The following is a 25948-nucleotide window of genomic DNA, read 5'->3' as shown; positions in this document are numbered from 1 at the left end:
CGTGGGAATCACGGTGCGACGAACCCGGAAATCGTGTGGATCTTGGTGGAAAACTGTGGACGAGTGGACAGTTGTGAATATCGCCGTCACCCAAACCGGTGAGCACGGCGCCATCTCCTGTGCGACTCCCGCAGAGCAGTCCGACGACTACGCACAGTGACGACCCGGTGGTACGCGAAAGAGGCGGCCGCAGCCGCCTCGAGACGGCGCACCCGCCGCGTTCAGAAAGAGAAAACCCACCCGGACATGCGACGACCCCCGCCGGGGGGGAGAGCGGGGGTCGTCTCCACGGCCGACTCGGGGGGGGAGGAGCCGGACCGGGTTAGCACGGTCGCGAACGATCCGTGACTTCCATGGTGTACCCGAGAGCCCTCTCAGGCAAACCCACGCGCCCACCTTACGCCGAATGGGCTGCCCCTATGCTCTTGGTTGTGGAAAACCACTCCTTGCCCCGCACAGCGGCCTTCTTTGACCTGGACAAGACGGTCATTGCGAAGTCGAGCACGCTCACCTTCAGCAAGTCCTTCTACCAAGGCGGTCTGATCAACCGCCGGGCAGCCTTGCGCACCGCATATGCCCAGTTCGTCTTCCTCGTCGGCGGCATGGACCACGACCAGATGGAACGGACTCGCGAGTACCTGTCCGCTCTCGTCCGCGGCTGGAACGTCCAGCAGGTGAAGGAGATCGTGGCCGAGACCCTGCACGACCTGATCGATCCGCTGATCTACGACGAGGCGGCCTCACTGATCGAGGAGCACCACGTCGCCGGCCGTGACGTGGTCATCGTCTCCACGTCGGGCGCGGAGGTGGTCGAGCCGATCGGCGAGCTGCTCGGAGCGGACCGCGTGGTCGCCACCCGCATGGTCGTGGGCGACGACGGCTGCTTCACCGGCGAGGTGGAGTACTACGCGTACGGCCCGACGAAAGCGGAGGCGGTCAAGGAACTGGCCGTCTCCGAGGGCTATGACCTCTCCCGCTGCTACGCCTACAGCGACTCGGCGACCGACCTGCCGATGCTGCAGTCGGTCGGGCATCCGCACGCGGTGAACCCGGACCGGGCGTTGCGACGCGAGGCCGTGGCGCGCGGATGGCCGATCCTCGACTTCCACCGGCCGGTGCGCTTGAAGCAGCGGATCCCCGCCTTCTCCGTGCCGCCTCGCCCGGCGCTCGTCGCCATGGCGGCCGTGGGAGCGGCGGCGGCCACCGCGGGCCTGGTCTGGTACGCCAGCAGGCGCCGGGCGGTGACCGTCTGAGGCGGGCGCCGACGCCCGCCAGCAGCGATCGCCCCCGAATCACTCCACAATGACCGTTTCCTTCGAATTCACTGTTGTTTGAGAGTAAAAGTAAAGAACTGGTGCCAGGGCTTCCGCTTGTCCGGGTCCTGGAGTACAAAGGACTCAACGGCCCGCGAGACCAAGGACATCCGAGAGGATCACCTTAATAACGCATTTGGCCCCACGGACCGCGCATGAGAACCGGGCACCCACGCGACGTCGACCCGTCGATTACGGGCCAGCCGCACCAGGTCACGGGCAAAGTCCCGACCTGATGGGCATATATCGAGGACGCTTGGTAACCGGGTGATCATGCCAGCGGCGGTACGAGGACTCGTACCGCCGCAACCCTTTGCAAGGCCCCCGCGAGGGGGCCTTTTTCATGCCCCTGCCCCACGCGGGCGTGAAGCGTCCTCACACCATTCCGGGGCGCGAACCGCCGTCACACCGCTCCGCGCGCGAACCGCCGTCACACCCCTCCGCGCGCGTGAGGCGTCGTCACGCCGCTCCCCGCTGCAGCGCCTCGCACACCGCCGTCGACTCGCGTGCCCCGAGTTCCACGGCCTTGCCGCAGTGGGTGATCCATGCCGCCATGCCGTCCGGGGTACCGGACACGTAACCGTCCAGGGCCGCGAGATACGCGGCACGGCCGAGCTCCGCGTGGCCCACCTCGGCAGGGCAGACCGACTTGGGGTCGAGGCCGCTCCCGATCAGGACGACACGCTCGGCGGCCCGCGCCACCAGACCGTTGTGGGAGGTGAAGGGGCGGAGCGCCAGGAGCTCCCCATGCACGACCGCGGCCGTCACCAGGGCGGGCGCGGACCCTCCCGCGATGATCAGCGCCGACAGGCCCTCCAGGCGGCCGGCCAGTTCGTCCGCGCCCGGCAGCGGCAGCTCGATCAGCGGCTCGTCGACCGCCTCCCCGGCGTGGCGCGGGCGACCGACCTCGTCACCGTCGCTCGCGGCGGCGACGAGATGCAGGCGCGCCAGCACCCGCAGGGGCGACTGCCGCCAGATGGACAGCAACTGGCCCGCCTCCGCGGTGAGCCGCAGCGAGGCGCCCATGACGCGCGCCTCGCCGTCCACGCCGAAGTCGCTGCGGCGGCGCACCTCCTCCAAGGCCCAGTCCGCCCCGGACAGCGCCGCCGAGCCGCGGGCTCCGCGCAGGGCGGCCTCGGACGTGACCGCGCCGCTGCGGCGGCGCATGACGCGGTGGCCGTAGACCCGGTCCACGGCCTTGCGGACGGACTCCACGGACTCGGCCACTCCGGGCAACGAGCCCAGGGCCGCAAGCGGATCGGCGGACGCGCCTGTCGTACTCATGAGTACGACACTACGCAACCGGCGCCCGCACCCCACGAAGGAGTGGTCTTCTTCACGCACTCCTGTCACCTAAAGCTACTTGCTCACTACGCTTGGTGAACATGAAAATTGCTTTCGTCGGGAAGGGCGGCAGCGGCAAGACGACGCTGTCCTCCCTGTTCATCCGTCACCTCGCCGCCGACGGCGCACCCGTCATCGCGGTCGACGCCGACATCAACCAGCACCTCGGCCCAGCGCTCGGCCTCGACGAGTCGGACGCCGCCGCGCTGCCCGCGATGGGCGACCGGCTGCCGTTGATCAAGAACTGTCTGCGGGGTTCCAATCCCCGCGTCGCCTCCGCCGAGACGATGATCAAGACGACACCGCCCGGCGAGGGCTCACGTCTGCTGCGGGTGCGCGAGGACAACCCGGTGTACGACGCGTGCGCCCGGTCGGTGGAACTCGACGGCGGCGCCGTCCGTTTGATGGTCACGGGGCCTTTCACGGAAGCCGACCTGGGGGTCTCCTGCTACCACTCCAAGACGGGAGCGGTGGAGCTGTTCCTGAACCACCTGGTGGACGGTCGTGACGAGTACGTCGTGGTGGACATGACCGCCGGCTCGGACTCCTTCGCCTCCGGCATGTTCACCCGCTTCGACATCACGTTCCTCGTCGCCGAACCGACCCGGAAGGGAGTCTCCGTCTATCGCCAGTACAAGGAGTACGCCCGCGACTTCGGTGTCGAGCTGAAGGTCGTCGGCAACAAGGTGCAGGGCCAGGACGACGTCGACTTCCTCCGCGCCGAAGTCGGCGACGACCTGCTCGTGACGGTCGGGCACTCGGACTGGGTGCGTGCGATGGAGAAGGGCCGGCCGCCCCGGTTCGGGCTCTTGGAAGACGCCAACCGTCACGCCCTCGACCTGCTGCGGACGACCGCCGACTCGGCGTACGACAAGCGGGACTGGGAGCGCTACACCCGCCAGATGGTGCACTTCCACGTCAAGAACGCAGAGTCCTGGGGCAACGAACGCACCGGGGCCGACCTGGCCGCGCAGATCGACCCCGGCTTCGTCCTGGGGGAAGGCGTCACCGCCGCAGCCTCCGTGTGACGGATCGGCCGTTCCCCCTTCGGCAGGCGCCTCGTCGGAGGCGCCTGCCATGACCGCCGACACCCCTGCCGTCCGGCGTCGACGATCCTCGTCGGCTACTGCCTCGCCGCGGGCGCCCCGGGCACGCCCTTGGGAGCCGGAGCCGGGTGGCCGGAGAGGAAGGACGCCCAGCCCTGCTTCGGGGCCTCGCCCACGTCCAGAGTGCGCATCCTGGCGAGGGCCGCCGGGTCCTGGGCGTCCAGCCAGTCGGCCAGCTGCCGGAAGGACACGCAGCGCACGTCGGGCTTGTTGCAGACGTGCTCGACGACCTGCTCGACGGCGCGCATGTACGTGCCGCCGTTCCAGGACTCGAAGTGGTTGCCGATGATCAGCGGCGCGCGGTTGCCGTCATAGGCCCGGTCGAAGCCCTTGAGCAGGCTCTCGCGCATCTGGTCGCCCCAGTAGGCGAACTTGGCCCGGTCGCCCTGGGTGGCGGTGCCTGACTGGTTGACCATGTAGTTGTAGTCCATGGTGAGCTGCTCGTAGCGGTGGCCGGGGAAGGGCACGAGCTGCATGGAGAGGTCCCACAGGCCCTGCTTCTTGCCGGGCCAGACCTGGTTGTTGACGCCGCTGGTGTCATAGCGGAAGCCGAGCTGACGCGCGGCCGTCATGAAGTTCTTCTGGCCCTCGAGGCAGGGCGTGCGCGCGCCGACGAGCTCCTTGTCGTAGTCGAAGGGCAGCGGGGCCGCCTTCTTCATGCCGGTGTTGGTCTTCCAGGTCTTGACGAACTGTTTGGCCTGGTCGATCTCGTCCTTCCACTCCTCGACGGACCACTCGCCGACGCCGCCGTTCTTGCCGCAGAAGTGGCCGTTGAAGTGGGTTCCGATCTCGTTGCCCTCGAGCCACGCCAGGCGCAGCTGCTTCACGGTGTCGGCGATGCCCTGCTCGTCGTTGAACCCGATGTCCGAGCGGCCCGGCGAGTGCTGCGGCGGCTTGTACAGGTCGGCCTTCTCCCCCGGCAGCATGTACACGCCGCTGAGGAAGTAGGTCATGGTCGCGTGGTTGTCCCTGGCGACCTTGCGGAAGTGGGAGAACAGTTTCTGGCTGTCCTCGCCGGCGCCGTCCCAGGAGAAGACCACGAACTGCGGCGGCTTCTGGCCCGGCTTCAGGCGTTCGGCTCTGGGCAGGTGCGGCTGCGCTCCGGTGTACGCGGTGGAGCCGTCGCCGATCAGCCTGACGAGGCTCTTGGGCGCCGGAGCCGGCTTCGCCTTCTCCGCCCCCGCGACCCCTTCCTCGGAGCCATGGGAAGCACCGGTTCCCGTGGCGCAACCGGCGAGCGATGCGGCTACGGCCGCGGCGACCACTGCGCCTACGGCGATCCTCTGGGTGGCGGCCATGTTCCGCCCACCTTCTTCCTTCTCTCGGCCAACGCCGACGACGGCGTTCTCTGACGACGCGCCGGAACGAGCCGACGGCGCCGTCAAGATCGCATGAGACCGAGAGGGGGATTAATACGACAAGCCGAAAAAAAGACCACTTCACTCTTTCAGGCGATCCCTTGCCCTATTTGCCGCAAAAATCCATGCTTGACCTTTACTCTGCATTACGATTCGTTTACCGAGCGTTGAAATTCATCCCGCCGCTGCACGCCGTGACCCACGGCCGCGACCACCCCCGCCACAGCCGGGGGACCACCTGTTCCGCGACCGCGCTGCCCCGGAGGAGACGGGAACCATGTCCGCCTGCGTCCCCACCCGCACCACCGCCCACTCGACGCGCACGACGCGCGTCCAGCAGCCCCACAGTCCGCCACCGCCCCCTCATCGCCGCTTCCGTGTCGCGGGGGCCGATGTGTCCGCCTCGATCGCGGTGTTCCTGATCGCCCTGCCGCTGTCCCTCGGCATCGCCCTCGCCACCGGCGCACCCCTTCAGGCCGGCCTCGTGGCCGCCGCCGTGGGCGGGATCGTCGCCGGCTGGATCGGCGGTTCGCCGCTCCAGGTGAGCGGCCCCGCGGCCGGTCTGACCGTCGTCACCGCCGATCTCATCCAGCGCTACGGCTGGCGGACGACCTGCGCCATCACCGTCCTCGCCGGACTCGCGCAGCTGGGCCTCGGCTGCCTGCGCGTGGCGCGCACGGCCCTCGCGGTCAGTCCCGCCATCGTGCACGGCATGCTCGCCGGCATCGGCGTCACCATCGCCGTCGCCCAGCTCCATGTCGTCCTCGGCGGCAACCCGCAGAGCTCCGTCCTCGCGAACCTGCGCAGTCTGCCGCCCCAGTTGGCCCACCTGCACCCCGCGGCCGTCGTCGTGAGCGTGTTGACGCTGGCCCTGCTGCTGCTCTGGCCGCGTATCCCCGGCCGGGCGGGGCGTCTGCTCAACAAGGTGCCCGCGGCACTGGTCGCGGTCACCGGCGCCACCACCATGGCCGCGCTCGCCGGCCTCACCCTGCCGAAGGTCGACCTGCCGTCCTGGAGCAGTCACGCCCTGGCCGGGCTCCCCGAGGGGCCGGTGCTCGGGCTGGTGGCCGCCGTACTCACCACCACGCTCGTCTGCAGTGTCCAGTCGCTGCTCGGAGCGGTCGCCGTGGACAAGATGATCGCCACCCGTCCCGGCCTGCTCGGCTCCCGCTCCGCCCGCGTCGGCCGCTCCGATCTGGACCGCGAGCTGCTCGGCCAGGGCGCGGCCAACATCGTCTCCGGCGCGCTCGGCGGACTCCCGGTCGCGGGCGTGGCCGTGCGCAGCTCGGCGAACGTCCGAGCCGGTGCCGTCAGCCGGAACTCCACGATGCTGCACGGCGTTCTCGTAGTAGTCGCCGCGCTGCTGATGGTCCCGATCCTGGATCTCATCCCGCTCGCCTCACTCGCCGCCCTGGTGATGGCCGTCGGCATCCAGATGGTGTCCCTGCACCACATCCGCACGGTGACGCGCCACCGAGAGGTGCTGGTGTACGCCGTCACCACCCTCGCGGTGGTCGTCCTCGGCGTCCTCGAAGGCGTGGCCCTCGGCATCGCCGTGGCCGTCGCGGTGGCCCTGCACCGCCTCGCCCGCACCCGCATCACGCACCACGAAAAGGAAGGAGCCCATCACGTACAGGTCAGAGGTCAGTTGACGTTCCTCGCCGTGCCGCGGCTCAGCCGCATCCTGCACCTCGTCCCCCAAGGCACCCATGTCGTGGTCGAGTTGGACGGCTCCTTCATGGACCACGCCGCGTACGAGTCGTTGCAGCACTGGCAGAAGACGCACACCGCACACGGCGGCTCGGTCGACCTGACCGGACGGCGCTCCGCCTTCGGGGGCAGAATCCTCGAGTCTGCCGTCGCCGAAGGCGCCGCTGACGCCGAGGAGGTGGGCGCTGCCCTCGCCGACTGCCGCTGCCGGCCCTGGACGCCTTGGCGCAACCACCAGTGCGAGCAGCCGCGTTCCGCTCCCCTGTCCCTCGACTACGGTCCCGCAGACGGTGCAGACGGTGGCTTGGGCGGCAGTATGGACAGTGGCTTGGGCGGCTGCATGGACGGTGGCTTGGGCTACGGCGTGGACGACGAGTCCGGCAGCGCGGAGTCGACGCCGGCGGCCGGGGAACCGGTCGGGTGGCACAGCGATCCGGTGCATGGCGAACCCATGCGCGGCGAACCGGTGCACGGCCTCGCACGCGTCGGCGAATCCGGCGCATCGGCGGCCGAAGCCGCGGCCGAGGGGGCGCGGCCGGGGTCCGACGGGCCCGCCGATGGGCCCGCCGATGCCGACGGGACTCAAGGCGTCGGCGGTGTTCCCGGCGACGTTCCCGGAAACGGCGCCTCTGCCCGTACCGGGAAGACCGCTGACGACCACGCAGACGCCTGGGCCCGCCGGTCCGCCGGCACCGGCGAAGCCGTGGGGTCCGGGAGCCGAACCGAGGCGAGACCGTCCGGGCCGAGCGCACGTCGGCTCGTCCGTGGCATCAGCGCGTTCCAGCGCAACACCGCGCCGCTGGTGCGGGGCGAGCTGGCTCGGCTGGCGCGGGAGGGGCAGCAGCCGTCCCAGCTGTTCCTCGCCTGTGCCGACTCACGGCTGGTCACGTCGATGATCACCTCCAGCGGTCCAGGCGACCTGTTCGTGGTGCGCAATGTGGGCAACCTGGTGCCCCCGCCCGGTGAGGAGAGCGGGGACGACTCGGTGGCCGCGGCGATCGAGTACGCGGTGGATGTGCTGAACGTGCGGTCCATCACGGTGTGCGGGCACTCGGGGTGCGGAGCCATGCAGGCGCTGCTCTCCTGCGAGCCCGGCGCGGCACGCACGCCACTGAGACGGTGGCTTCGGCATGGCCTGCCGAGCCTGGAGCGGATGGCGGACGACAGCCGTCCGGTCGCCCGGCTGGCCGGGCGGGCGGCGGCGGACACGGTCGAGCAGCTGTGCCTGACCAATGTCGTCCAGCAGTTGGAGCACCTGCGGACGCACCCGTCCGTGACTCAGGCGCTGCAGGCCGGGGCGCTGGAGTTGCACGGCCTGTACTTCCATGTCGGCGAGGCCCAGACGTATCTGCTCACCGGGGCCGGTCAGGGCGACGGCGAGGTCTTCGACCACGTAGGGGTGACGGACGTGTCCGCCTGAGCCCCGACGCGCAAACGTCCTCGCACCACGCACCGTTGCCCTTCCGGACTCGGGCTGGAGGGCAACGGCCCCGGCGGAGGGGGACAGGCGGTGTGAGAGGCGTTACACCCACTGAACTCCTTCCGGTCCCTGTCCGTGGGTACGGATGACCCCTGGCTCACCGTGGCGGGGGCGAGCACCTCGCGTCCGCCCGGCGAGCCCCCGATTCCGACCCCCGTCCCGGCCCCCGCCCTCGACCCGGGACGCTTCATCCGGTCCCCGACAGGTCTAAACCAATTTTTCGTCGGCCCTTGTCACCGGCCCCTCGGGTCTGATGAGCTGTGGCCTGGGACACAACGGACACGGACACCCTTCGAGAGGGAGATGTCGTGAACAACGAAAGCCTGGCCAACCTGCTGGGGGAGGAGAGTGGCGTATGACCGAGTCTCCTTCACTTTCCAACCTGCTCAAGGAAGAGCGCAGGTTCACGCCGCCCGCCGAGCTGGCGGCCCACGCCAACGTCACGGCGGAGGCGTACGAGCAGGCCAAGGCTGACAGGCTCGGCTTCTGGGCCGAGCAGGCACGTCGGCTCACCTGGGCCAAGGAGCCGACCGAGACCCTGGACTGGTCCAACCCGCCGTTCGCCAAGTGGTTCAAGGACGGCGCGCTCAACGTCGCCTACAACTGCGTCGACCGGCACGTGGAGGCCGGCAACGGAGACCGGGTCGCCATCCACTTCGAGGGTGAGCCGGGCGACAGCCGAGCTGTCACCTACGCCGAGCTGAAGGACGAGGTGTCCAAGGCCGCCAACGCCCTGCTGGAGCTGGGAGTTCGCAAGGGCGACCGGGTCGCGGTGTACATGCCGATGATCCCCGAGACGGCGATCGCGATGCTCGCCTGCGCCCGGATCGGCGCAGCGCACTCCGTCGTCTTCGGCGGCTTCTCTGCGGACGCGCTGGCCACCCGGATCCAGGACGCGGACGCCAAGGTCGTCATCACGTCCGACGGCGGTTACCGGCGCGGCAAGCCGTCCGCGCTGAAGCCGGCCGTCGACGACGCGGTCGCGCGCGTGGACAGCGTCGAGCACGTCCTCGTGGTGCGGCGCACCGGCCAGGACGTGGCCTGGACCGAGGGCCGGGACCTGTGGTGGCACGAGGCCGTCGACCGGCAACCGGCCGAGCACACGCCCGAGGCGTTCGAGGCCGAGCACCCGCTCTTCATCCTCTACACCTCCGGCACCACGGGTAAGCCGAAGGGCATCCTGCACACCTCCGGCGGCTACCTCACGCAGACCGCGTACACCCACCACGCGGTCTTCGACCTCAAGCCCGAGACCGACGTGTACTGGTGCACCGCCGACGTCGGCTGGGTGACCGGCCACTCGTACATCGTGTACGGGCCGCTGGCCAACGGCGCGACACAGGTCATGTACGAGGGCACGCCCGACACCCCTCACCAGGGACGCTTCTGGGAGATCGTGCAGAAGTACGGGGTCACGATCCTGTACACGGCGCCGACCGCCATCCGCACGTTCATGAAGTGGGGCGACGACATCCCCGCGAAATTCGACCTCAGCAGCCTGCGCGTGCTGGGCTCGGTCGGGGAGCCGATCAACCCCGAGGCGTGGATCTGGTACCGCAAGCACATCGGGGGCGACCGCACGCCCGTCGTGGACACCTGGTGGCAGACCGAGACCGGCGCGATGATGATCTCGCCGCTGCCGGGCGTGACGGCGACCAAGCCGGGGTCGGCGCAGACGCCGCTGCCGGGCATCTCCGCGACCGTCGTCGACGACGAGGCCAACGAGGTGCCGAACGGGGGCGGCGGCTATCTGGTCCTGACCGAGCCGTGGCCGTCGATGCTGCGCACCATCTGGGGCGACGACCAGCGGTTCCTCGACACGTACTGGTCCCGCTTCGAGGGCAGGTACTTCGCGGGCGACGGGGCGAAGAAGGACGACGACGGGGACGTCTGGCTCCTCGGTCGCGTCGACGACGTGATGCTGGTGTCGGGTCACAACATCTCCACCACCGAGGTGGAGTCCGCGCTGGTGTCCCACCCGTCCGTCGCCGAGGCAGCCGTCGTGGGCGCCGCGGACGAGACGACCGGACAGGCCATCGTCGCCTTCGTCATCCTGCGCGGCACGGCGAACGCGGAGGACGAGCAGCTCGTCGTCGACCTGCGCAACCACGTCGGCGCCACGCTCGGCCCGATCGCCAAGCCGAAGCGCGTCCTGCCGGTCGCGGAGCTGCCGAAGACCCGCTCCGGCAAGATCATGCGCCGGCTGCTGCGGGACGTCGCGGAGAACCGACAGCTGGGTGACGTCACCACGCTGACCGACTCCACGGTCATGGACCTCATCCAGGCCAAGCTCCCCGCCGCACCCAGCGAGGACTGAGCCCCGGAAGGCCTCTCCGGGGCCCCGCGGACCGCTCTCCGCCAGGGCCGTCCGGCGCGCGCTGCGCCGGGCGGCCCCTTGCGCGCCCGCGCGTCCGCACCCGAGAAAGACCCGTCCCCTGCCCACGAGCCGCGGCCGAGGGAGACCCGTGCCCTGCCCACGAGCCGCACCCGAGGGTGACCCGTGCCCTCCACATGACCGCAGGCTCCTGATGCGTCCCGCCGCGCCATGGGTAGGCTCAGGAAGGAACGTGAACCTCAGGTGCGCCGGGAAGTCTGGTCGGCACGTGGTCAGCCCTGCCCACCGACCGGAGGTCTCCCCGTGAACGCGCCCCGCCCCACGACCCCCTCCCCCGCTCCCCGCAAGGTGTTCGGACGGCTCTCCCTCCCCGAACGGAACTTCGTCGCGGACGCCCTGCGCACCGAGACCGTCGGCGGGGTGCTGCTGCTCGTGGCGGCCGTGGCCGCGCTGATCTGGGCGAACGTACCCGCGCTGCACGACGCCTACGAGAGCGTGAGCCACTTCCACCTGGGTCCTGAGGCCCTCGGACTCAACCTCTCCGTGGAGCACTGGGCGGCCGACGGTCTCCTCGCCGTCTTCTTCTTCGTCGCCGGCATCGAACTCAAACGCGAACTCGTCGCCGGTGACCTCAAGGACCCGAGGGCCGCCGCGCTCCCGGTCGCGGCCGCCCTGAGCGGCATGGCCGTGCCGGCGCTCGTCTACACGCTCACGAACCTCACGGGCGGCGGCGATCTGAGCGGGTGGGCCGTGCCCACGGCCACCGACATCGCGTTCGCGCTCGCCGTGCTCGCCGTCATCGGCACCTCCCTGCCGAGCGCGCTGCGCGCCTTCCTGCTCACCCTCGCCGTCGTCGACGACCTCTTCGCGATTCTGATCATCGCGGTCTTCTTCACGAGCACCATCAACCTGGCCGCGCTCGGCGGCGCGGCCGCGGGGCTCGTCGTCTTCTGGCTGCTGCTGCGCTCGGGCGTACGCGGCTGGTACGTGTATCTGCCGCTCGCGCTGATCGTGTGGGCGCTGATGTACAACAGCGGCGTCCATGCCACGATCGCCGGCGTCGCCATGGGGCTGATGCTGCGCTGCACGACGCGCGACGGCGAGGAGCGCTCCCCCGGCGAACGGATCGAGCACCTGGTGCGGCCCCTCTCGGCCGGAGTCGCGGTCCCGCTGTTCGCCCTGTTCAGCGCCGGGGTCACCCTCTCGGGCCACGCCCTCGCGGACGTGTTCGGCCGGCCGGAGACACTGGGCGTCGTGCTCGGTCTCGTGGTCGGCAAGACGCTCGGCATCTTCGGCGGGACCTGGCTGACCGTCCGTTACACCCGGGCCTCGCTCAGCGAGGACCTGGCCTGGGCGGACGTCTTCGCCGTCGCGTCCCTCGCCGGCATCGGTTTCACCGTCTCGCTGCTGATCGGGGAGCTGGCCTTCGACGGCGACGCGGCACTGACCGACGAGGTGAAGGCCGCCGTCCTGCTGGGCTCGCTGATCGCGGCGACCCTGGCGACGGTGCTGCTGAAGCTGCGCAACGCCCGGTACCGCCGGATGTGCGAGACGGAGGAGCGCGACGAGGACCTCGACGGCATCCCCGACGTGTACGAGGAGGACGACCCGGCGTACCACCTGCGGATGGCGGAGATCCACGACCGCAAGGCCGCCGAACACCGCCGGACGGCCGAGGAGATCGGCCGGCGGATCGCCCAGGAGGACGCCGACGCGCGCCACGGGCTTGCCGAAGTGCCGGGCGGGGCAGGCGAGGACGGCGACCGTCCGGCATGATCTGACGGGACGGTACAAAAGAACCCGGAACCGAAACCGGGAACGAAGCCGGAACCGAACCCGGAACCGGGATCGGGATCGAAGCCGGACAGAAGCCGGAGTCGCACCCGGCACCCCGGTCCTCGGCCCCGGAAACACAGAGCAGCAGCAGGAGAGGGAGAACGCGATGAGCGCACCCGACGGCAGCCCGGTCGGCGCCGAACGCAGCATCGGCCAGCTGTTCGCCTCGGCGACGACCGAATTGTCGGCGCTGGTGCACGACGAGATCGCGCTGGCGAAGGCGCAGTTGAAGCAGGACGTCAAGCGCGGCGCCCTGAGCGGCGGGGCGTTCTCGGTGGCCGGGGCGGTCCTGGTGTTCTCCCTGCCGATGCTGAACTTCGCCCTGGCGTACGGCATCCGGACCTGGAGCGACTGGAACCTCGCGATCTGCTTCCTGCTGTCCTTCGCGGCGAACGTGCTGCTGGCGGGCGTCCTGATGCTGATCGGCGTGGTCTTCGCGAAGAAGGCGCAGAAGGGCAAGGGACCACAGAAGGTGGCCGCGTCCATGAAGGAGACGGCGGGCGTCCTGCAGAACGCCAAGCCGCACCCGCGGCCCGAGCTGCCCGAGGAGCGGGCGCCGGAGGCCCTCGAGGCTGTGGCACGCTCGTCGTCATGACGGACCCCGCGCTTCCCTCACCGCCGCCCGCCTCGCTCGTACGGCCGGACGCGGTCTTCGGCATGCCGGTCACCCACCGCGAGGTCGCCGCGAACGGCGCGCGGTTCCACATCGCGGAGGCGGGCGACGGTCCGCTCGTCATGCTCGTCCACGGTTTCCCGCAGTTCTGGTGGACGTGGCGGCACCAGCTGGTCGCGCTGGCCGACGCCGGTTTCCGCGCCGTGGCCATGGATCTGCGGGGCGTGGGCGGCAGCGACCGCACGCCCCGCGGCTACGACCCGGCCAACCTCGCCCTCGACATCACCGGTGTGATCCGCTCCCTGGGCGAGCCGGACGCCGCGCTGGTCGGCCACGACCTCGGCGGCTACCTGGCGTGGACGGCGGCCGTGATGCGCCCCAAGCTCGTGCGGCGGCTGGTCGTCGCGTCGATGCCGCATCCCCGGCGCTGGCGCTCGGCGATGCTGGCCGACGTCCGGCAGACCGCCGCGAGTTCCCACATCTGGGGCTTCCAGCGGCCGTGGATCCCCGAGCGGCAGCTCACCGCCGACGACGGCGAGCTGGTGGGACGGCTGATGCGGGACTGGTCCGGGCCGCGGCTGCCGGAGGACGACGCGGTGGAGACGTACCGGCGCGCGATGTGCATCCCGTCCACCGCGCACTGCGCCGTCGAGCCCTACCGGTGGCTGGTGCGCTCGCTGGCGCGTCCGGACGGCGTCCAGTTCTACCGGCGTATGAAGCGGCCGGTGCGGGTGCCCACGCTGCATCTGCACGGCTCCCTCGATCCGGTGATGCGCACCCGCAGTGCGGCCGGGTCCGGCGAGTACGTCGAAGCGCCGTACCGCTGGAGGCTGTTCGACGGACTCGGGCACTTTCCGCACGAAGAGGATCCGGTCGCTTTCTCCACCGAACTGATCAGTTGGCTGAAGGATCCCGAACCCGACCGGTGACCGTTCGATCGCGATCGGTACACCGTTCAGCCGGGCCCGGACGACCGGCTCGGCACACCTGTACGACGATCGGCCAAATGCCTGACGCATAGGCCAATTGGCGGCTCCCGGGGCGGTTATCGACCTTGGGGCAGGGGCAGACGTCCGGGTATGGGCTGGACGCACGACTACAGTGACGCAGGACGCAACCGCCGCTCGGCCAGTGGCCTGAGCCCCCACCGACGAGGCGCGGACCCGCAACTTCCGGACTCCGATCTCCGGGTGGGCATTCCGCGCATCCTGCGCCGCCGGGCCCGCTGGGTCTCGGTCCGCCTGCGCCACCCTCGAGGCTGACACAGACCGCGGGCAGTCCTGGGCGAACGCGGCCGAAGCCCCCGTACCGCGACCGCAACCTCGTACGCACCTCGTAGGGCGCGGAGACGAGCGCGGCGAGCGCGGAGGGTGCGGCGAGCGCGGACAGAGCGGTCAGAGAGCGCAGCTGTCGCTGTCCACCTGCTGGCCCGCGGTGCGTCCCGTGGAAATGTCCTGCTGGATCTCGTCCGCAGTGAGGGCGTAGCCGGTGTCGGCGTCGTCCAGGGACTTCGCGAAGACCACGCCGTACACCTTGCCGTCGGGGGTGAGGAGCGGGCCTCCGGAGTTGCCCTGGCGGACGATCGTGAACAGCGAGTACACGTCACGGCGCACGGTGCCGCGGTGGTAGATGTCGGGGCCGTTGGCGGTGATGCGCCCGCGTACCCGCGCGGCCCGCACGTCGTACGACCCGTTCTCCGGGAAGCCCGCGACGATCGCGCTGTCGCCGCTCGCCGCGTCCTCGGTGGCGAACCGCAGGGCCGGCGCGTCGAGATCCGGCACGTCCAGGACCGCGATGTCGCGCTTCCAGTCGTACAGCACGACCGTGGCGTCGTACTTGCGTCCCTCACCGCCTATCTGGACGGTGGGCTCGTCGACCCCGCCGACGACGTGCGCGTTGGTCATGACCCTGCGCTCGCCGAAGACGAACCCGGTGCCCTCCAGGACCTTGCCGCAGCTCTCCGCGGTGCCCATGACCTTGACGATGGAGCGCTGGGCGCGCTTGGCCACCGCACTGTTCGCCAGCGCCGGGTCGGGCGGCCGGACGTCGGTGATCGGCTCGTTGGAGAACGGGCTGAAGACCTGCGGGAAGCCGTTCTGCGCGAGGACGGAGGAGAAGTCGGCGAACCAGGTGTCGGCCTGCGCGGGCAGCGCCCGTGACACTCCTTGCAGCACGTTGGAGCTGCGGACCTCCTTGCCGAGGGTCGGCAGGGTGGTGCCGGCCAGGGCGGAGCCGATCAGCCAGGCCACCAGCAGCATCGCCACGACGTTGACCAGCGCGCCGCCCGTCGCGTCCAGCGCACGGGCCGGGGACCAGGTGATGTACCGGCGCAGCTTGTTGCCGAGATGGGTGGTGAGCGCCTGGCCGATCGAGGCGCAGACGATCACCACGATGACCGCCACGACGGCGGCCGTGGTGCTCACCTCGGACTTCTCGGTCAGCGCGTCCCAGATCACGGGCAGCAGGTAGACGGCGACGAGGCCGCCGCCCAGAAAGCCGATCACCGACAGGATGCCGACGACGAAGCCCTGGCGGTAGCCCACTACCGCGAACCAGAGGGCGGCGACCAGCAACAGGATGTCCAGCACATTCACGGGGCTCACCCTGTCATGACCGCCAGTCCAGCGGGACCTGCTTCTCACGGTCCCAGGGCAGCTCCCAGCCCGCGAAGTGCAGCAACCGGTCGATGACACCGGCCGTGAACCCCCACACAAGGGCGGATTCGACCAGGAATCCCGGGCCGTGGTGACCGCTCGGATGCACGGTCGTGGCCCGGTTGCCCGGATTCGTGAGATCCGCCACGGGGACCGTGAAGACCCGGGCCGTCTCGCCGGGGTCCACCACGCCCACTGGGCTCGGCTCGCGCCACCAGCCCAGCACCGGGGTGACGACGAAGCCGCTGACCGGGATGTACAGCTTGGGCAGCGCGCCGAAGAGCTGGACGCCGGACGGATCGAGCCCCGTCTCCTCCTCGGCCTCGCGCAGGGCGGCTCTGAGCGGGCCGTCGCCGTGCGGGTCGCCGTCCTCCGGGTCGAGGGCGCCGCCGGGGAAGGAGGGCTGGCCCGCGTGCGAGCGCAGGGAGCTCGCACGCTCCATGAGCAGCAGCTCGGGGCCACGGTCGCCCTCGCCGAACAGGATCAGGACGGCCGACTGGCGCCCCGCGCCGTTCGCCGGGGGGAGGAAGCGGCTGAGCTGGCGCGGCTGGACGGTCTCCACAGCATGCACCACCGGATCGAGCCAGGCGGGCAGGCCCTCCTTGCTGACCGTCACCGAACCGCCCTGGGTATCGCTCGCTCGCGTCATCGCCACACCACCCCCCGTTCTGCCGAGTCCAACGCCCGGACGGCGGCAGATCGTTCCGCGGGTCCCTTTTCGATCGCCACGGCGGCAGCACGCCGCCCGGCGCTCGCCTCGACCGTCACGGCAGCAGAGCGCCGCCGGGCACCTGCCAAGACCGTCACGACCGCAGAGCGCCGCCCAGCACCTGCCACGACCGCAGAGCGCCGTCCGGGACCTGCCACGACCGCCACGGCAGGAGAGCGCCGTTCAGGACCCGGCTCGGCCACCACACCGATGGATCGCCGCTCGGGCCCTGCCCCGGCCGCCGCGACTACGCCCCGCCGTTTCGAACCCGCCTGCCCCGCCGCGCCGGGCCCCGCGGCCGTCAGCCCTCGCGTCATCCGGCCCCCAGCGGCGGGGCGGGCCTGCCGCCCGCGTCCAGGTAGGACTGGGGCGGGTTCAGACGCTGGCCGGGGAAGCCGCCCTTCTCGTACTTCAGGAGCTTCTGCGCCTTCTCCGGGTCCGTCTCCCCCTCTCCGTACGCCGGGCACAGAGGGGCGAGCGGGCAGGCGCCGCAGGCGGGCTTGCGGGCGTGGCAGATGCGGCGGCCGTGGAAGATCACGTGATGCGAGAGCATCGTCCAGTCGCTCTTGGGGAAGAGCGCCGCTATCTCGGCCTCGATCTTGTCCGGCTCCGTCTGCTCGGTCCACTGCCAGCGCCGTACGAGCCGTTGGAAGTGCGTGTCGACGGTGATCCCGGGCCTGCCGAACGCGTTGCCCAGCACCACGAAGGCGGTCTTGCGGCCGACGCCGGGCAGCTTCACCAGGTCCTCGAGCCGGCCGGGGACCTCGCCGCCGAACTCCTCCACCAGGGCCTTGGAGAGGCCTATCACCGACTTGGTCTTGGCCCGGAAGAATCCGGTGGGGCGGAGGATCTCCTCCACCTCCTCCGGGTCGGCGGCGGCCAGGTCCTCCGGGGTGGGGTACTTGGCGAAGAGGGCGGGAGTCGTCTGGTTCACCCGGAGGTCGGTGGTCTGTGCGGACAGGACCGTGGCGACGATCAGCTGGAACGGATCGACGAAATCCAGCTCGGGATGCGCGTAGGGGTAGATCTCCGCGAGCTCGCGGTCGATACGGCGGGCGCGGCGGACGAGGGCGGTGCGGGACTCGGGCTTCCTGCCGACGGCCTTCGCCGCGACAGCGACCTTCTCGCCGGCGCCCCGCTTGGCCGGAGCTTTCCTGGCCGGAGCTTTCTTGGCCGGAGGTTTCTTGGCCGGTGGTTTCTTGGCCGAAGATGCCCTGGCCGGAGCCTCACCGGCGGCGGTTCCCCCGGCCGGGGACTTCTTCACCGGCGGTTTCCGTGCCGCCGCCTTCTTCGCCGGAGCGGACCCGTCTGCGGCCTTCCTGCCGCCGCCTTGTTCCCGGAGAGCCTTTTCGCCGGCTGCCCCGCCGGTCGTTTCCACGGCTTTCTCACCAGGCATCTCGTTTGCCACCTTTGCCGTTTTCCTACCACCACCAGAGTTCTGTTCGCCCACAGCGGAAACGCGACGTACAACCACCCGCCCAGCCCCCTAGGCCTGTGCTCTCACCGGCGTTTTGGACACTCGGCCAGCCTAAAGCCCGAGACCGACATCCGCCCCGGACCCTGAAGATCAGCCCCCAATTGGACCCCTGCCGCTTACCTCAGGACATGTGTGCGGCATCCTTGTGACAGATCACACTGTTTGGACCTTCCGGCAGAGTGGGGAACACGGTCCCCTGGTACTCGGGGGAGCAAGATCCCCCGAGCTGGTCGACAAGGAGAGAACTCGTGGACGACGTTCTGCGGCGCAACCCGCTCTTCGCGGCACTCGACGACGAGCAGGCCGCGGAACTGCGCGCCTCCATGAGCGAGGTGACCCTGGCCCGCGGCGACTCCCTGTTCCACGAGGGCGATCCGGGCGACCGGCTCTATGTCGTCACCGAGGGCAAGGTCAAGCTCCACCGCACCTCCCCGGACGGCCGGGAGAACATGCTGGCCGTGGTGGGTCCCAGCGAGCTCATCGGAGAGCTGTCGCTCTTCGACCCGGGTCCGCGGACGGCGACGGCCACCGCCCTCACCGAGGTGAAGCTGCTCGGCCTCGGCCACGGCGACCTCCAGCCCTGGCTGAACGCCCGCCCGGAAGTGGCCACCGCACTGCTGCGCGCCGTCGCCCGGCGCCTGCGCAAGACCAATGACGCCATGTCCGACCTGGTGTTCTCGGACGTTCCCGGCCGAGTGGCCCGCGCCCTTCTGGACCTCTCGCGCCGCTTCGGCGTGCAGTCCGAGGAAGGCATCCACGTCGTCCACGACCTCACGCAGGAGGAGCTGGCGCAGCTCGTCGGCGCCTCGCGGGAGACCGTGAACAAGGCATTGGCGGATTTCGCCCAGCGCGGCTGGCTGCGCCTGGAGGCACGGGCCGTCATCCTGCTCGACGTCGAGCGACTGGCCAAGCGCTCGCGCTAGCCGCCGCCTGTCGCCCGCCGGCCGCTGCCCGAGGGGTGACGCCGGTCGCCGTCGGGTCGCCGTGACCGTGCCTGGGGGGCCATGCGCCCCCCAGGCTCCTGCTGACGCCTCTGAGCGGCCGCCTGCCGCCTCGTCCGCTCCAGGGGCACGGGTTCTCCCCCCGCGGCCGCACGCCCCGCCGCCGAGTCGGCGCCCGGTCTGCGCTCCCGTGTCTGCAGGCCTCCGCCCGCGCCCGCGCCCGAAAAAATGATCCGCTGTGCGCCCCCGCGGACTGCACAGTGGCCCCATGGCAGAAACGCTTCCCTCCCGAGGTCTCGACGCCCAGGGGTACATCGCGCGCGAAGGCTCCCTCGCGCGCGTGCCGACGGCCTTCCGGCCCGTCGTCGCGAGCGCCCGGGACGGGCTCCTCGACCTCTTCGCGGCACAGCTGCACAGCGCGTACCTCTACGGGTCGATCCCGCGCGGCACCGCGCGCGTGGGGCGCAGCGACCTCGACCTGCTGGTCGTGCTGCGCGAGGAGCCGACAGCCCGGGACCGGGCAGCGGCCGATGCGCTCGACGAGACCCTCGACAGCGGGTTCCCGCAGATCGACGGCTGCGGGACGCTCCTGGTCGACCGCCCGCGCGTGCTGAGCGACCTGGAGAGGCACGACCTGGGGTGGTTCGTGGCCTGCCTGTGCACTCCCCTGCTGGGCGAGGACCTGGCCGAGTACCTCCCCCGCTACCGCCCCGGCTCCCTCCTCGCGCGCGAGACCAACGGCGACCTCGCCCAGCTCCTGCCCGGCTGGCGCGCGCGCATCGCCGCGGCCGACTCCGAGGAGGCCCGGCGGTCTCTCGTGCGGTTCATGTCCCGGCGTCTCGTGCGAACCGGCTTCACCCTCGTCATGCCCCGCTGGAACGGCTGGACGAGCGACCTCCACGAGATGGCGGAGGCCTTCGGCGCCTGTTACCCGCGGCGCGCGGAGCAGCTGCGGGCCGCGGCCGTTCTCGGGTACGAGCCGCGGGGCGACCGCGCGGTCCTCTCGAGCTACGTCGACGACCTGGGCCCCTGGCTCGCGCGGGAGTACGCGCGCGTGCACGGCGTGAAGGCCCCGAGACCCGACTGACTCGTGCGCGGCGTGCAGCCCCCCGAAGACCCAGCCGACCCGGCCGACCCGGCCGACTCCGGCCGACTCCGGCCGACTCCGGCCGGGCGAGCGGGGTCCGACCCGTTCCTTTCGGGTGTGGGTCAGATGAGCCCGTGCTCCGTCAGGTACTCCATCTGGGCCCGCACCGACAGTTCCGCCGCCGGCCACAGCGAGCGGTCGACGTCGGCGTACACGTGGGCCACGACCTCGGTGGGGTTGCGCCGGCCGTTCTCGACCGCGGTCTCGACCTGGGCGAGGCGGTGGGCGCGGTGGGCGAGGTAGAACTCGACGGCGCCCTGGGCGTCCTCCAGCACCGGGCCGTGGCCGGGAAGGACCGTGTGGACGCCGTCGTCGACCGTGAGGGACCTCAGCCGCCGCAGCGAGTCCAGATAGTCGCCCAGGCGGCCGTCGGGGTGCGCCACGACGGTCGTTCCCCGGCCCAGGATCGTGTCGCCGGTCAGGACGGCCCGGTCGGCCGGGAGATGGAAGCACAGGGAGTCGGCGGTGTGGCCGGGCGTCGGGACGACCCGCAGCTCCAGGCCGCCCACGGCGATCACGTCCCCGGCGCCCAGGCCCTCGTCGCCCAGCCGCAGCGCCGGGTCCAGGGCCCGCACCTTCGTGCCGGTCAGCCCGGCGAAGCGGACGGCGCCCTCGGCGTGGTCCGGGTGGCCGTGCGTCAACAGGGTCAGCGCGACACGCTTGCCGGCCCGCTCGGCGGTGTCCACGACCGCGCGCAGATGGCCGTCGTCCAGCGGGCCCGGGTCGATCACGACCGCCAGGTCGGAGTCGGGCTCGGAGACGATCCAGGTGTTCGTGCCGTCCAGGGTCATGGCGGAAGCGTTCGGGGCGAGGATGTTGACCGCGCGCGCGGTGGCCGGGCCCGAAAGGGCTCCACCGCGGGGCTGGCCCGGGAGGGCGGCTGCGTCGGTCATGCCGGAACCCCTTCCCTGGCGCCGGTTGCAACGCCGCGGTGGCGGTCCGCGACCGGAACGCCCCCGTACGGACCACGGGCGCTTGTCCTACGCGGGCCGGACGACGCGAGCGCGCCCGTGACGCGCGTGCCCACCGTGCGCTCGCCGACGATGCGGGCGCCTCTGATGAGGGTGCCCATGATGCGGGTACCCATCCTGCGGTCGCCTGTCATGCGCGTGCCCGACATGAGGACGCGCGTCTCGCGGACGACTGTCGCGGGGACGTCCGTCGCGCGGACGACTGTCGCGGGGACGTCCGCCGCGCAGACGTCCGTCGTGCGGACGACCGGGCGCGGGGCCGTGCGGAGGGTCGTCATGCGGGTGAGGGCCGTCATGCGGGTGAGGGCCGTCATGCGGGCTCCCTCCCCGAGGCCTCGGCGCCGATCCGCTTGGTGAACTCGTCGTGCCCGGGCCAGGAGAGCACGACCTCGCCCTCCACCAGCCGGGCCTGCGCCAGGACGGGGGTGAGGTCGAGGTCCGGGGCCGCGGCGAGCGCCTCCGCCGCCGTGGCGTACGGGGTGAGCCGGCGCAGGGTCGCGATGGTGGGCGGCATCATCAGCAGCTCACCCTTGTCGTACGAGGCCGCTGCGTCCGCCGGGCGGATCCACACCGTGCGGTCGGCCTCCGTGGACGCGTTGCGGGTGCGCTGGCCCTCCGGCAGCGCGGCCACGAAGAACCAGGTGTCGTAGCGGCGGGGCTCGAACTCCGGGGTGATCCAGCGCGTCCAGGCGCCCAGCAGATCCGACCGCAGGACGAGGCCGCGGCGGTCGAGGAACTCGGCGAAGGACAGCTCACGGGCGGCCACCGCGGCCCGGTCCGTCTCCCAGTCGGCGCCCGTGATGTCACCGACGACCGAGTCGGGCGTCGGCCCCGCGAGCAGGACGCCGGCCTCCTCGTAGGTCTCGCGCACGGCCGCGCAGACGATCGCCTGTGCGGCCGTCTCGTCGACACCCAGCCGCTCGGCCCACCACGCGCGCGTGGGGCCCGCCCACCGCACGTGCCGGTCGTCGTCGCGAGGGTCGACACCGCCGCCGGGATAGGCGTACGCGCCTCCGGCGAAGGCCATGGAGGCGCGTCGGCGCAGCATGTGCACCACAGGGCCGGCGTCGGTGTCCTTCAGGAGCATGACGGTGGCCGCGCGCTTCGGGACGACCGGAGTGAGGTCGCCGTCCGCCAGCGCACGGATGCGTTCCGGCCAGTCCTGGGGAAACCACTGCCCATTCGCCATGGGCGCGAGGCTATCCCGTGGTGCGCGAATGTTCGAGAGCTCCCCGAGGTCAGCGCGCTCCGACGGAACGCCTGTTCGACGCTGGGGAACGGCGGGCCAGGCCCTAAGGAGCGAGCTCCACCTGGATCTCGACCTCGACCGGCGCGTCCAGCGGCAGCACCGCGACGCCCACCGCGCTGCGCGCGTGCACACCCTTGTCGCCGAAGACCTCGCCCAGCAGCTCGCTCGCGCCGTTGAGCACGGCGGGCTGGCCGGTGAAATCCGAGGCCGAGGCCACGAAGCCGACGACCTTCACCACGCGCGCGACGCGGTCCAGGTCGCCCGCGACCGACTTGACGGCGGCCAGGGCGTTCAGCGCGCAGGTGCGGGCCAGCGCCTTGGCTTCCTCGGGGGTGACCTCGGCGCCGACCTTGCCGGTGACGGGCAGCTTGCCGTCGACCATCGGCAGCTGGCCTGCGGTGTACACGTACGGTCCGGACTGCACCGCGGGCTGGTAGGCCGCGAGGGGCGGCACGACCGCCGGCAGCGTCAGACCGAGCTCGGCGAGCCTCTCCTCGACCGCGCTCACGCCTTCGCCCGCTTCAGGTAGGCGACGAGCTGCTCCGGGTTGTTCGGCCCGGGGACGACCTGGACGAGTTCCCAGCCGTCCTCGCCCCAGGTGTCCAGAATCTGCTTCGTGGCGTGGACGAGCAGCGGCACAGTTGCGTATTCCCACTTGGTCATGAGGGCGACTGTATCCGCTGGCGCACAGACCCCGGTTTCACAGGCCATGTGGCCGATTGCCGCCCCCGTTGTCCACAGCCTCCCGATTGCCTCGGGCGCCGACTGGTTACGCTCGAAGACGTGAGCAGGCTCCAGGTCGTCAGCGGCAAGGGCGGGACCGGCAAGACGACGGTCGCCGCGGCCCTCGCGCTGGCCCTCGCCACGGCAGGGAAGCGGACGCTTCTCGTCGAGGTGGAGGGCCGGCAGGGCATCGCACAGCTCTTCGAGACACAGGCGTTGCCCTATGAGGAACGCAAGATCGCGGTCGCTTCGGGGGGCGGTGAGGTCTACGCCCTCGCCATAGACCCCGAACTGGCCCTTCTGGACTATCTCCAGATGTTCTACAAGCTGGGAGGCGCCGGGCGGGCCCTGAAGAAGCTGGGCGCGATCGACTTCGCCACGACCGTCGCACCGGGCCTGAGGGACGTGCTCCTCACCGGCAAGGCGTGCGAGGCGGTACGGCGCAAGGACAAGAACGGGCGGTTCGTGTACGACCACGTCGTCATGGACGCCCCGCCCACCGGCCGCGTCACCCGCTTCCTGAACGTCAACGACGAGGTCGCCGGGCTGGCGAGGATCGGCCCGATACACAATCAGGCGCAGGCCGTGATGAGGGTGCTGAAGTCGGAGCAGACCGCCGTGCACCTGGTCACGCTGCTGGAGGAGATGCCCGTCCAGGAGACCGCGGACGGCATCGCCGAGCTGCGGGCGGCGAAACTGCCGGTGGGGAGGGTCATCGTCAACATGGTGCGGCCGGAGATGCTGGACGAGGACGGTCTGGAACTCGCACGGACCGTGACGCGTTCTTCAGTCGCCCGGTCGTTGTCCGCCGCCGGGCTCGGCGGGGCGCGGCGCGGCGGGCACGCCGAGCGGCTGGTGGACCCGCTCCTGCGGCAGGCCGAGGAGTACGCCGAGCGGTACGCACTGGAGCGCGAGCAGCGCGCGGTCCTCGGCGAGCTGGATCTGCCGCTGCACGAACTGCCCTTGCTCGCCGAGGGCATGGACCTCGCGGGCCTGTACCAGCTCGCCAACGAACTGCGGAAGCAGGGGATCGCATGAGCGCGGACCGGAGTCACGACCAGGGGGCCGCCCGTCGCCGTCTCACCCCCGCGCCCGTGCTCGACCTCGATCCGCTGCTCGACGACCCGGCGACGCGCATCGTGGTCTGCTGCGGCTCGGGCGGCGTCGGCAAGACGACCACTGCGGCCGCCCTGGGGCTCAGGGCGGCCGAGCGCGGTCGCAAGGTGGTCGTCCTCACCATCGACCCGGCTCGCCGGCTCGCCCAGTCCATGGGCATCGACTCGCTCGACAACACCCCCCGCCGCGTCAAGGGCGTGGAGGGGGACGGCGAACTGCACGCGATGATGCTCGACATGAAGCGGACCTTCGACGAGATCGTCGAGGCGCACGCGGACGGCGACCGGGCCGCCGCGATTCTGGGCAACCCCTTCTACCAGTCGCTCTCCGCGGGCTTCGCGGGCACGCAGGAGTACATGGCGATGGAGAAGCTGGGCCAGCTCCGGGCCCGGGACGAGTGGGATCTGATCGTCGTCGACACCCCGCCGTCCCGCTCGGCGCTGGACTTTCTGGACGCGCCGAAACGCCTCGGCTCGTTCCTGGACGGCAAGCTGATCCGCGTCCTGCTCGCGCCGGCGAAGGTCGGCGGCCGGGCGGGGATGAAGTTCCTGAACGTCGGGATGTCGATGATGACCGGCGCGCTGGGCAAGCTGCTCGGCGGGCAGCTGCTGAAGGACGTGCAGACGTTCGTCGCGGCGATGGACTCGATGTTCGGCGGCTTCCGTACACGCGCGGACGCCACGTACAAGCTGCTCCAGGCGCCCGGCACGGCGTTCCTGGTGGTGGCGGCTCCCGAGCGGGACGCGCTGCGGGAGGCCGCGTACTTCGTGGAACGGCTGGCCGCCGAGGACATGCCGCTGGCCGGTCTGGTCCTCAACCGGGTCCACGGCAGCGGTGCCGCTCAGCTGTCCGCCGAGCGGGCGCTCGCCGCTGCGGAAAATCTTGAAGAGCCCGGCATTGTGGATCAGGACGGCGGGAAAGCTGGAGTTCGTAACTCTCCCGACTCCCAAGGCAGTTCAGCACCCTCAGCACCTGATCCGGAGCGCGACGCCCCCACCGACGCGACCCGGACCACGGACTCGGACGCGCACACGGACCACCCCGGGGCCACCGAGACGGACCGGACAGCGACCTCGGACGCGCACGACGGCGCGGACGCGGACCGGACCGTGCACGACCTCACCGCAGGTCTGCTCAGACTGCATGCGGAACGCATGCACCTGCTCTCCCGCGAGCAACGCACCCGCGACCGTTTCACCGCGCTCCACCCCGAGGTGGCGGTGGCCGAAGTGGCCGCACTCCCCGGTGACGTGCACGACCTCACGGGGCTGCGCGACATCGGACAGCGCCTCGCGGCCGACCGGCCGGAGCTGCCCGAGACCGCCGGATCCTGAGCCGAGGGTTCCCCTCAGCCCACCGCCGCGAAGGTCTCGTACATCTGGTCGTCGTCGAGCGGCAGGATGCCTGCCCCACGCTCGTACTCCGAGCGCGCCGTCTCCAGGAGCCGGCGCCAGGAGGTCACCGTCGGCCGCCTGCGCAGCAGTGCCCGGCGCTCGCGCTCCGTCATGCCTCCCCACACGCCGAACTCGACGCGGTTGTCGAGCGCGTCAGCCAGGCATTCGGTGCGTACCGGACATCCGGTGCACACCGCCTTGGCCCTGTTCTGCGCTGCTCCCTGAACAAACAGTTCATCCGGATCGGTAGTGCGGCAGGCGGCCTGCGCACTCCAGTCGGTTACCCAGCCCATACCGGCGCCGTCCTCTCCCGAATCGAGGCTCCCCCACGGCGGCAGCGGCATATTCACCGCCGCCAGTTGAGGACGTTACGGAAGGCGGGCACAGCGCAACACCCCCTTCGGGCCCAATCTTGAATGGCCCGAACGGACTATGCGTAAGCGGCAGATCACCCGGGGGAGTGAGGCTGCGA

The 25948-nt window shown here is 71.0% G+C and carries 23 protein-coding genes; 12 read left to right on the top strand and 11 right to left on the bottom strand.

All coding sequences use genetic code 11. The features are described from left to right. Window positions 1-419 precede the first annotated feature (419 nt). Window positions 420-1253: an HAD family hydrolase gene (locus tag ACN6LD_RS02810; RefSeq protein ID WP_319189960.1), complete on the top strand. Its 834-nt coding sequence runs from the start codon at window positions 420-422 to the stop codon at window positions 1251-1253. Window positions 1254-1772: 519 nt separating this feature from the next. Here ACN6LD_RS02810 and ACN6LD_RS02805 read toward each other — a convergent pair. After that, entirely contained in the window at window positions 1773-2597 is an 825-nt protein-coding gene (locus tag ACN6LD_RS02805; RefSeq protein WP_319189959.1) for a Fic family protein, read from the bottom strand. Window positions 2598-2698: 101 nt separating this feature from the next. Between ACN6LD_RS02805 and ACN6LD_RS02800 the strand changes: the two genes are divergently transcribed. Continuing rightward, complete coding sequence (locus tag ACN6LD_RS02800) at window positions 2699-3685, top strand: ATP-binding protein (protein WP_445042408.1); 987 nt, start codon at window positions 2699-2701, stop codon at window positions 3683-3685. A gap of 95 nt (window positions 3686-3780) precedes the next feature. Here ACN6LD_RS02800 and ACN6LD_RS02795 read toward each other — a convergent pair whose 3' ends face one another. After that, window positions 3781-5061 carry a polysaccharide deacetylase family protein gene (locus ACN6LD_RS02795; RefSeq protein ID WP_319189955.1) on the bottom strand — a complete coding sequence of 427 codons (1281 nt, stop codon included), beginning with the start codon at window positions 5059-5061 and terminating at the stop codon, window positions 3781-3783. 337 nt (window positions 5062-5398) lie between these two features. On the opposite strand from ACN6LD_RS02795, the gene ACN6LD_RS02790 reads away from it, so the two are divergent. The 6 genes from ACN6LD_RS02790 to ACN6LD_RS02765 all read left to right on the top strand — a co-directional run bounded on the left by ACN6LD_RS02790 (window position 5399) and on the right by ACN6LD_RS02765 (window position 14357). After that, window positions 5399-8251 carry a bifunctional SulP family inorganic anion transporter/carbonic anhydrase gene (locus tag ACN6LD_RS02790; protein ID WP_445042407.1) on the top strand — a complete coding sequence of 951 codons (2853 nt, stop codon included), beginning with the start codon at window positions 5399-5401 and terminating at the stop codon, window positions 8249-8251. Between the two features lie 415 nt (window positions 8252-8666). Beyond that, window positions 8667-10628, top strand: coding sequence for an acetate--CoA ligase (gene acs / locus ACN6LD_RS02785; RefSeq protein ID WP_445042406.1), 1962 nt, complete (start codon window positions 8667-8669; stop codon window positions 10626-10628). A 321-nt stretch (window positions 10629-10949) separates the two neighbouring features. After that, a complete protein-coding gene (gene nhaA / locus ACN6LD_RS02780; RefSeq protein WP_445042405.1) occupies window positions 10950-12422 on the top strand; it encodes a Na+/H+ antiporter NhaA in 1473 nt (490 codons plus the stop codon). 166 nt (window positions 12423-12588) lie between these two features. Next, window positions 12589-13077: a phage holin family protein gene (locus tag ACN6LD_RS02775; RefSeq protein WP_445042404.1), complete on the top strand. Its 489-nt coding sequence runs from the start codon at window positions 12589-12591 to the stop codon at window positions 13075-13077. Then, a complete protein-coding gene (locus ACN6LD_RS02770; protein ID WP_445042403.1) occupies window positions 13074-14024 on the top strand; it encodes an alpha/beta fold hydrolase in 951 nt (316 codons plus the stop codon). The genes ACN6LD_RS02775 and ACN6LD_RS02770 overlap by 4 nt, the downstream gene beginning before the upstream one ends. Window positions 14025-14174: 150 nt before the next feature. After that, entirely contained in the window at window positions 14175-14357 is a 183-nt protein-coding gene (locus ACN6LD_RS02765; RefSeq protein WP_079041174.1) for a hypothetical protein, read from the top strand. Window positions 14358-14489: 132 nt separating this feature from the next. Here ACN6LD_RS02765 and ACN6LD_RS02760 read toward each other — a convergent pair whose 3' ends face one another. From ACN6LD_RS02760 to nth, 3 genes are all read right to left on the bottom strand, one after another. Next, complete coding sequence (locus tag ACN6LD_RS02760; RefSeq protein ID WP_319193795.1) at window positions 14490-15689, bottom strand: MarP family serine protease; 1200 nt, start codon at window positions 15687-15689, stop codon at window positions 14490-14492. A 13-nt stretch (window positions 15690-15702) separates the two neighbouring features. Next, complete coding sequence (locus ACN6LD_RS02755; protein ID WP_319193788.1) at window positions 15703-16398, bottom strand: NUDIX hydrolase; 696 nt, start codon at window positions 16396-16398, stop codon at window positions 15703-15705. Between the two features lie 373 nt (window positions 16399-16771). Further along, window positions 16772-17854, bottom strand: coding sequence for an endonuclease III (gene nth, locus ACN6LD_RS02750; RefSeq protein WP_415924937.1), 1083 nt, complete (start codon window positions 17852-17854; stop codon window positions 16772-16774). 329 nt (window positions 17855-18183) lie between these two features. Between nth and ACN6LD_RS02745 the strand changes: the two genes are divergently transcribed. Then, complete coding sequence (locus ACN6LD_RS02745; RefSeq protein WP_020129286.1) at window positions 18184-18858, top strand: Crp/Fnr family transcriptional regulator; 675 nt, start codon at window positions 18184-18186, stop codon at window positions 18856-18858. 286 nt (window positions 18859-19144) lie between these two features. Further along, window positions 19145-19963: a nucleotidyltransferase domain-containing protein gene (locus ACN6LD_RS02740; RefSeq protein WP_445042402.1), complete on the top strand. Its 819-nt coding sequence runs from the start codon at window positions 19145-19147 to the stop codon at window positions 19961-19963. Window positions 19964-20085: 122 nt separating this feature from the next. Here ACN6LD_RS02740 and ACN6LD_RS02735 read toward each other — a convergent pair whose 3' ends face one another. The 5 genes from ACN6LD_RS02735 to ACN6LD_RS02715 form a co-directional block, all read right to left on the bottom strand. Next, window positions 20086-20916 (bottom strand): MBL fold metallo-hydrolase, encoded by an 831-nt coding sequence (locus tag ACN6LD_RS02735; protein WP_445042401.1) that lies wholly within the window; start codon window positions 20914-20916, stop codon window positions 20086-20088. Further along, entirely contained in the window at window positions 20913-21308 is a 396-nt protein-coding gene (locus ACN6LD_RS02730; RefSeq protein ID WP_445042400.1) for a hypothetical protein, read from the bottom strand. The genes ACN6LD_RS02735 and ACN6LD_RS02730 overlap by 4 nt, the downstream gene beginning before the upstream one ends. Next, window positions 21305-22183, bottom strand: a complete 879-nt coding sequence (locus ACN6LD_RS02725) for an NUDIX hydrolase (RefSeq protein WP_319193784.1) — start codon at window positions 22181-22183, stop codon at window positions 21305-21307. The genes ACN6LD_RS02730 and ACN6LD_RS02725 overlap by 4 nt, the downstream gene beginning before the upstream one ends. A 103-nt stretch (window positions 22184-22286) precedes the next feature. Next, the gene (locus tag ACN6LD_RS02720) at window positions 22287-22751 is read right to left on the bottom strand and encodes a RidA family protein (protein ID WP_319193782.1); all 465 of its coding nucleotides are present in this window, start codon (window positions 22749-22751) and stop codon (window positions 22287-22289) included. Next, a complete protein-coding gene (locus ACN6LD_RS02715) occupies window positions 22748-22906 on the bottom strand; it encodes a DUF4177 domain-containing protein (RefSeq protein WP_020129281.1) in 159 nt (52 codons plus the stop codon). The genes ACN6LD_RS02720 and ACN6LD_RS02715 overlap by 4 nt, the downstream gene beginning before the upstream one ends. 120 nt (window positions 22907-23026) lie before the next feature. Between ACN6LD_RS02715 and ACN6LD_RS02710 the strand changes: the two genes are divergently transcribed. Further along, on the top strand, window positions 23027-24004 hold the full coding sequence (locus ACN6LD_RS02710; protein ID WP_057577838.1) for an ArsA-related P-loop ATPase: 978 nt from the start codon (window positions 23027-23029) through the stop codon (window positions 24002-24004). Further along, complete coding sequence (locus ACN6LD_RS02705; protein WP_445042399.1) at window positions 24001-25416, top strand: ArsA family ATPase; 1416 nt, start codon at window positions 24001-24003, stop codon at window positions 25414-25416. The genes ACN6LD_RS02710 and ACN6LD_RS02705 overlap by 4 nt, the downstream gene beginning before the upstream one ends. A 14-nt stretch (window positions 25417-25430) precedes the next feature. Here the strand turns inward: ACN6LD_RS02705 and ACN6LD_RS02700 are convergent, their stop codons facing one another. Next, the gene (locus ACN6LD_RS02700) at window positions 25431-25769 is read right to left on the bottom strand and encodes a WhiB family transcriptional regulator (RefSeq protein WP_057577840.1); all 339 of its coding nucleotides are present in this window, start codon (window positions 25767-25769) and stop codon (window positions 25431-25433) included. Between the last annotated feature and the right edge of the window lie 179 nt (window positions 25770-25948).

Source organism: Streptomyces sp. SAS_272, from assembly GCF_052543235.1.
This window is presented reverse-complemented; position numbering and strand designations above follow the sequence as displayed.

Coding starts and splice junctions, on each gene's coding strand:
- ACN6LD_RS02790 (WP_445042407.1), top strand. CDS start 5,399: ATGTCCGCCTGCGTCCCCACCCGCACCACCGCCCACTCGACGCGCACG.
- ACN6LD_RS02755 (WP_319193788.1), bottom strand. CDS start 16,398: ATGACGCGAGCGAGCGATACCCAGGGCGGTTCGGTGACGGTCAGCAAG.
- ACN6LD_RS02765 (WP_079041174.1), top strand. CDS start 14,175: ATGGGCTGGACGCACGACTACAGTGACGCAGGACGCAACCGCCGCTCG.
- ACN6LD_RS02800 (WP_445042408.1), top strand. CDS start 2,699: ATGAAAATTGCTTTCGTCGGGAAGGGCGGCAGCGGCAAGACGACGCTG.
- acs (WP_445042406.1), top strand. CDS start 8,667: ATGACCGAGTCTCCTTCACTTTCCAACCTGCTCAAGGAAGAGCGCAGG.
- ACN6LD_RS02725 (WP_319193784.1), bottom strand. CDS start 22,183: ATGGCGAATGGGCAGTGGTTTCCCCAGGACTGGCCGGAACGCATCCGT.
- ACN6LD_RS02795 (WP_319189955.1), bottom strand. CDS start 5,061: ATGGCCGCCACCCAGAGGATCGCCGTAGGCGCAGTGGTCGCCGCGGCC.
- ACN6LD_RS02805 (WP_319189959.1), bottom strand. CDS start 2,597: ATGAGTACGACAGGCGCGTCCGCCGATCCGCTTGCGGCCCTGGGCTCG.
- ACN6LD_RS02775 (WP_445042404.1), top strand. CDS start 12,589: ATGAGCGCACCCGACGGCAGCCCGGTCGGCGCCGAACGCAGCATCGGC.
- ACN6LD_RS02705 (WP_445042399.1), top strand. CDS start 24,001: ATGAGCGCGGACCGGAGTCACGACCAGGGGGCCGCCCGTCGCCGTCTC.
- ACN6LD_RS02740 (WP_445042402.1), top strand. CDS start 19,145: ATGGCAGAAACGCTTCCCTCCCGAGGTCTCGACGCCCAGGGGTACATC.
- ACN6LD_RS02715 (WP_020129281.1), bottom strand. CDS start 22,906: ATGACCAAGTGGGAATACGCAACTGTGCCGCTGCTCGTCCACGCCACG.
- nth (WP_415924937.1), bottom strand. CDS start 17,854: ATGCCTGGTGAGAAAGCCGTGGAAACGACCGGCGGGGCAGCCGGCGAA.
- ACN6LD_RS02735 (WP_445042401.1), bottom strand. CDS start 20,916: ATGACCGACGCAGCCGCCCTCCCGGGCCAGCCCCGCGGTGGAGCCCTT.
- ACN6LD_RS02770 (WP_445042403.1), top strand. CDS start 13,074: ATGACGGACCCCGCGCTTCCCTCACCGCCGCCCGCCTCGCTCGTACGG.
- ACN6LD_RS02810 (WP_319189960.1), top strand. CDS start 420: ATGCTCTTGGTTGTGGAAAACCACTCCTTGCCCCGCACAGCGGCCTTC.
- ACN6LD_RS02700 (WP_057577840.1), bottom strand. CDS start 25,769: ATGGGCTGGGTAACCGACTGGAGTGCGCAGGCCGCCTGCCGCACTACC.
- ACN6LD_RS02730 (WP_445042400.1), bottom strand. CDS start 21,308: ATGACGGCCCTCACCCGCATGACGGCCCTCACCCGCATGACGACCCTC.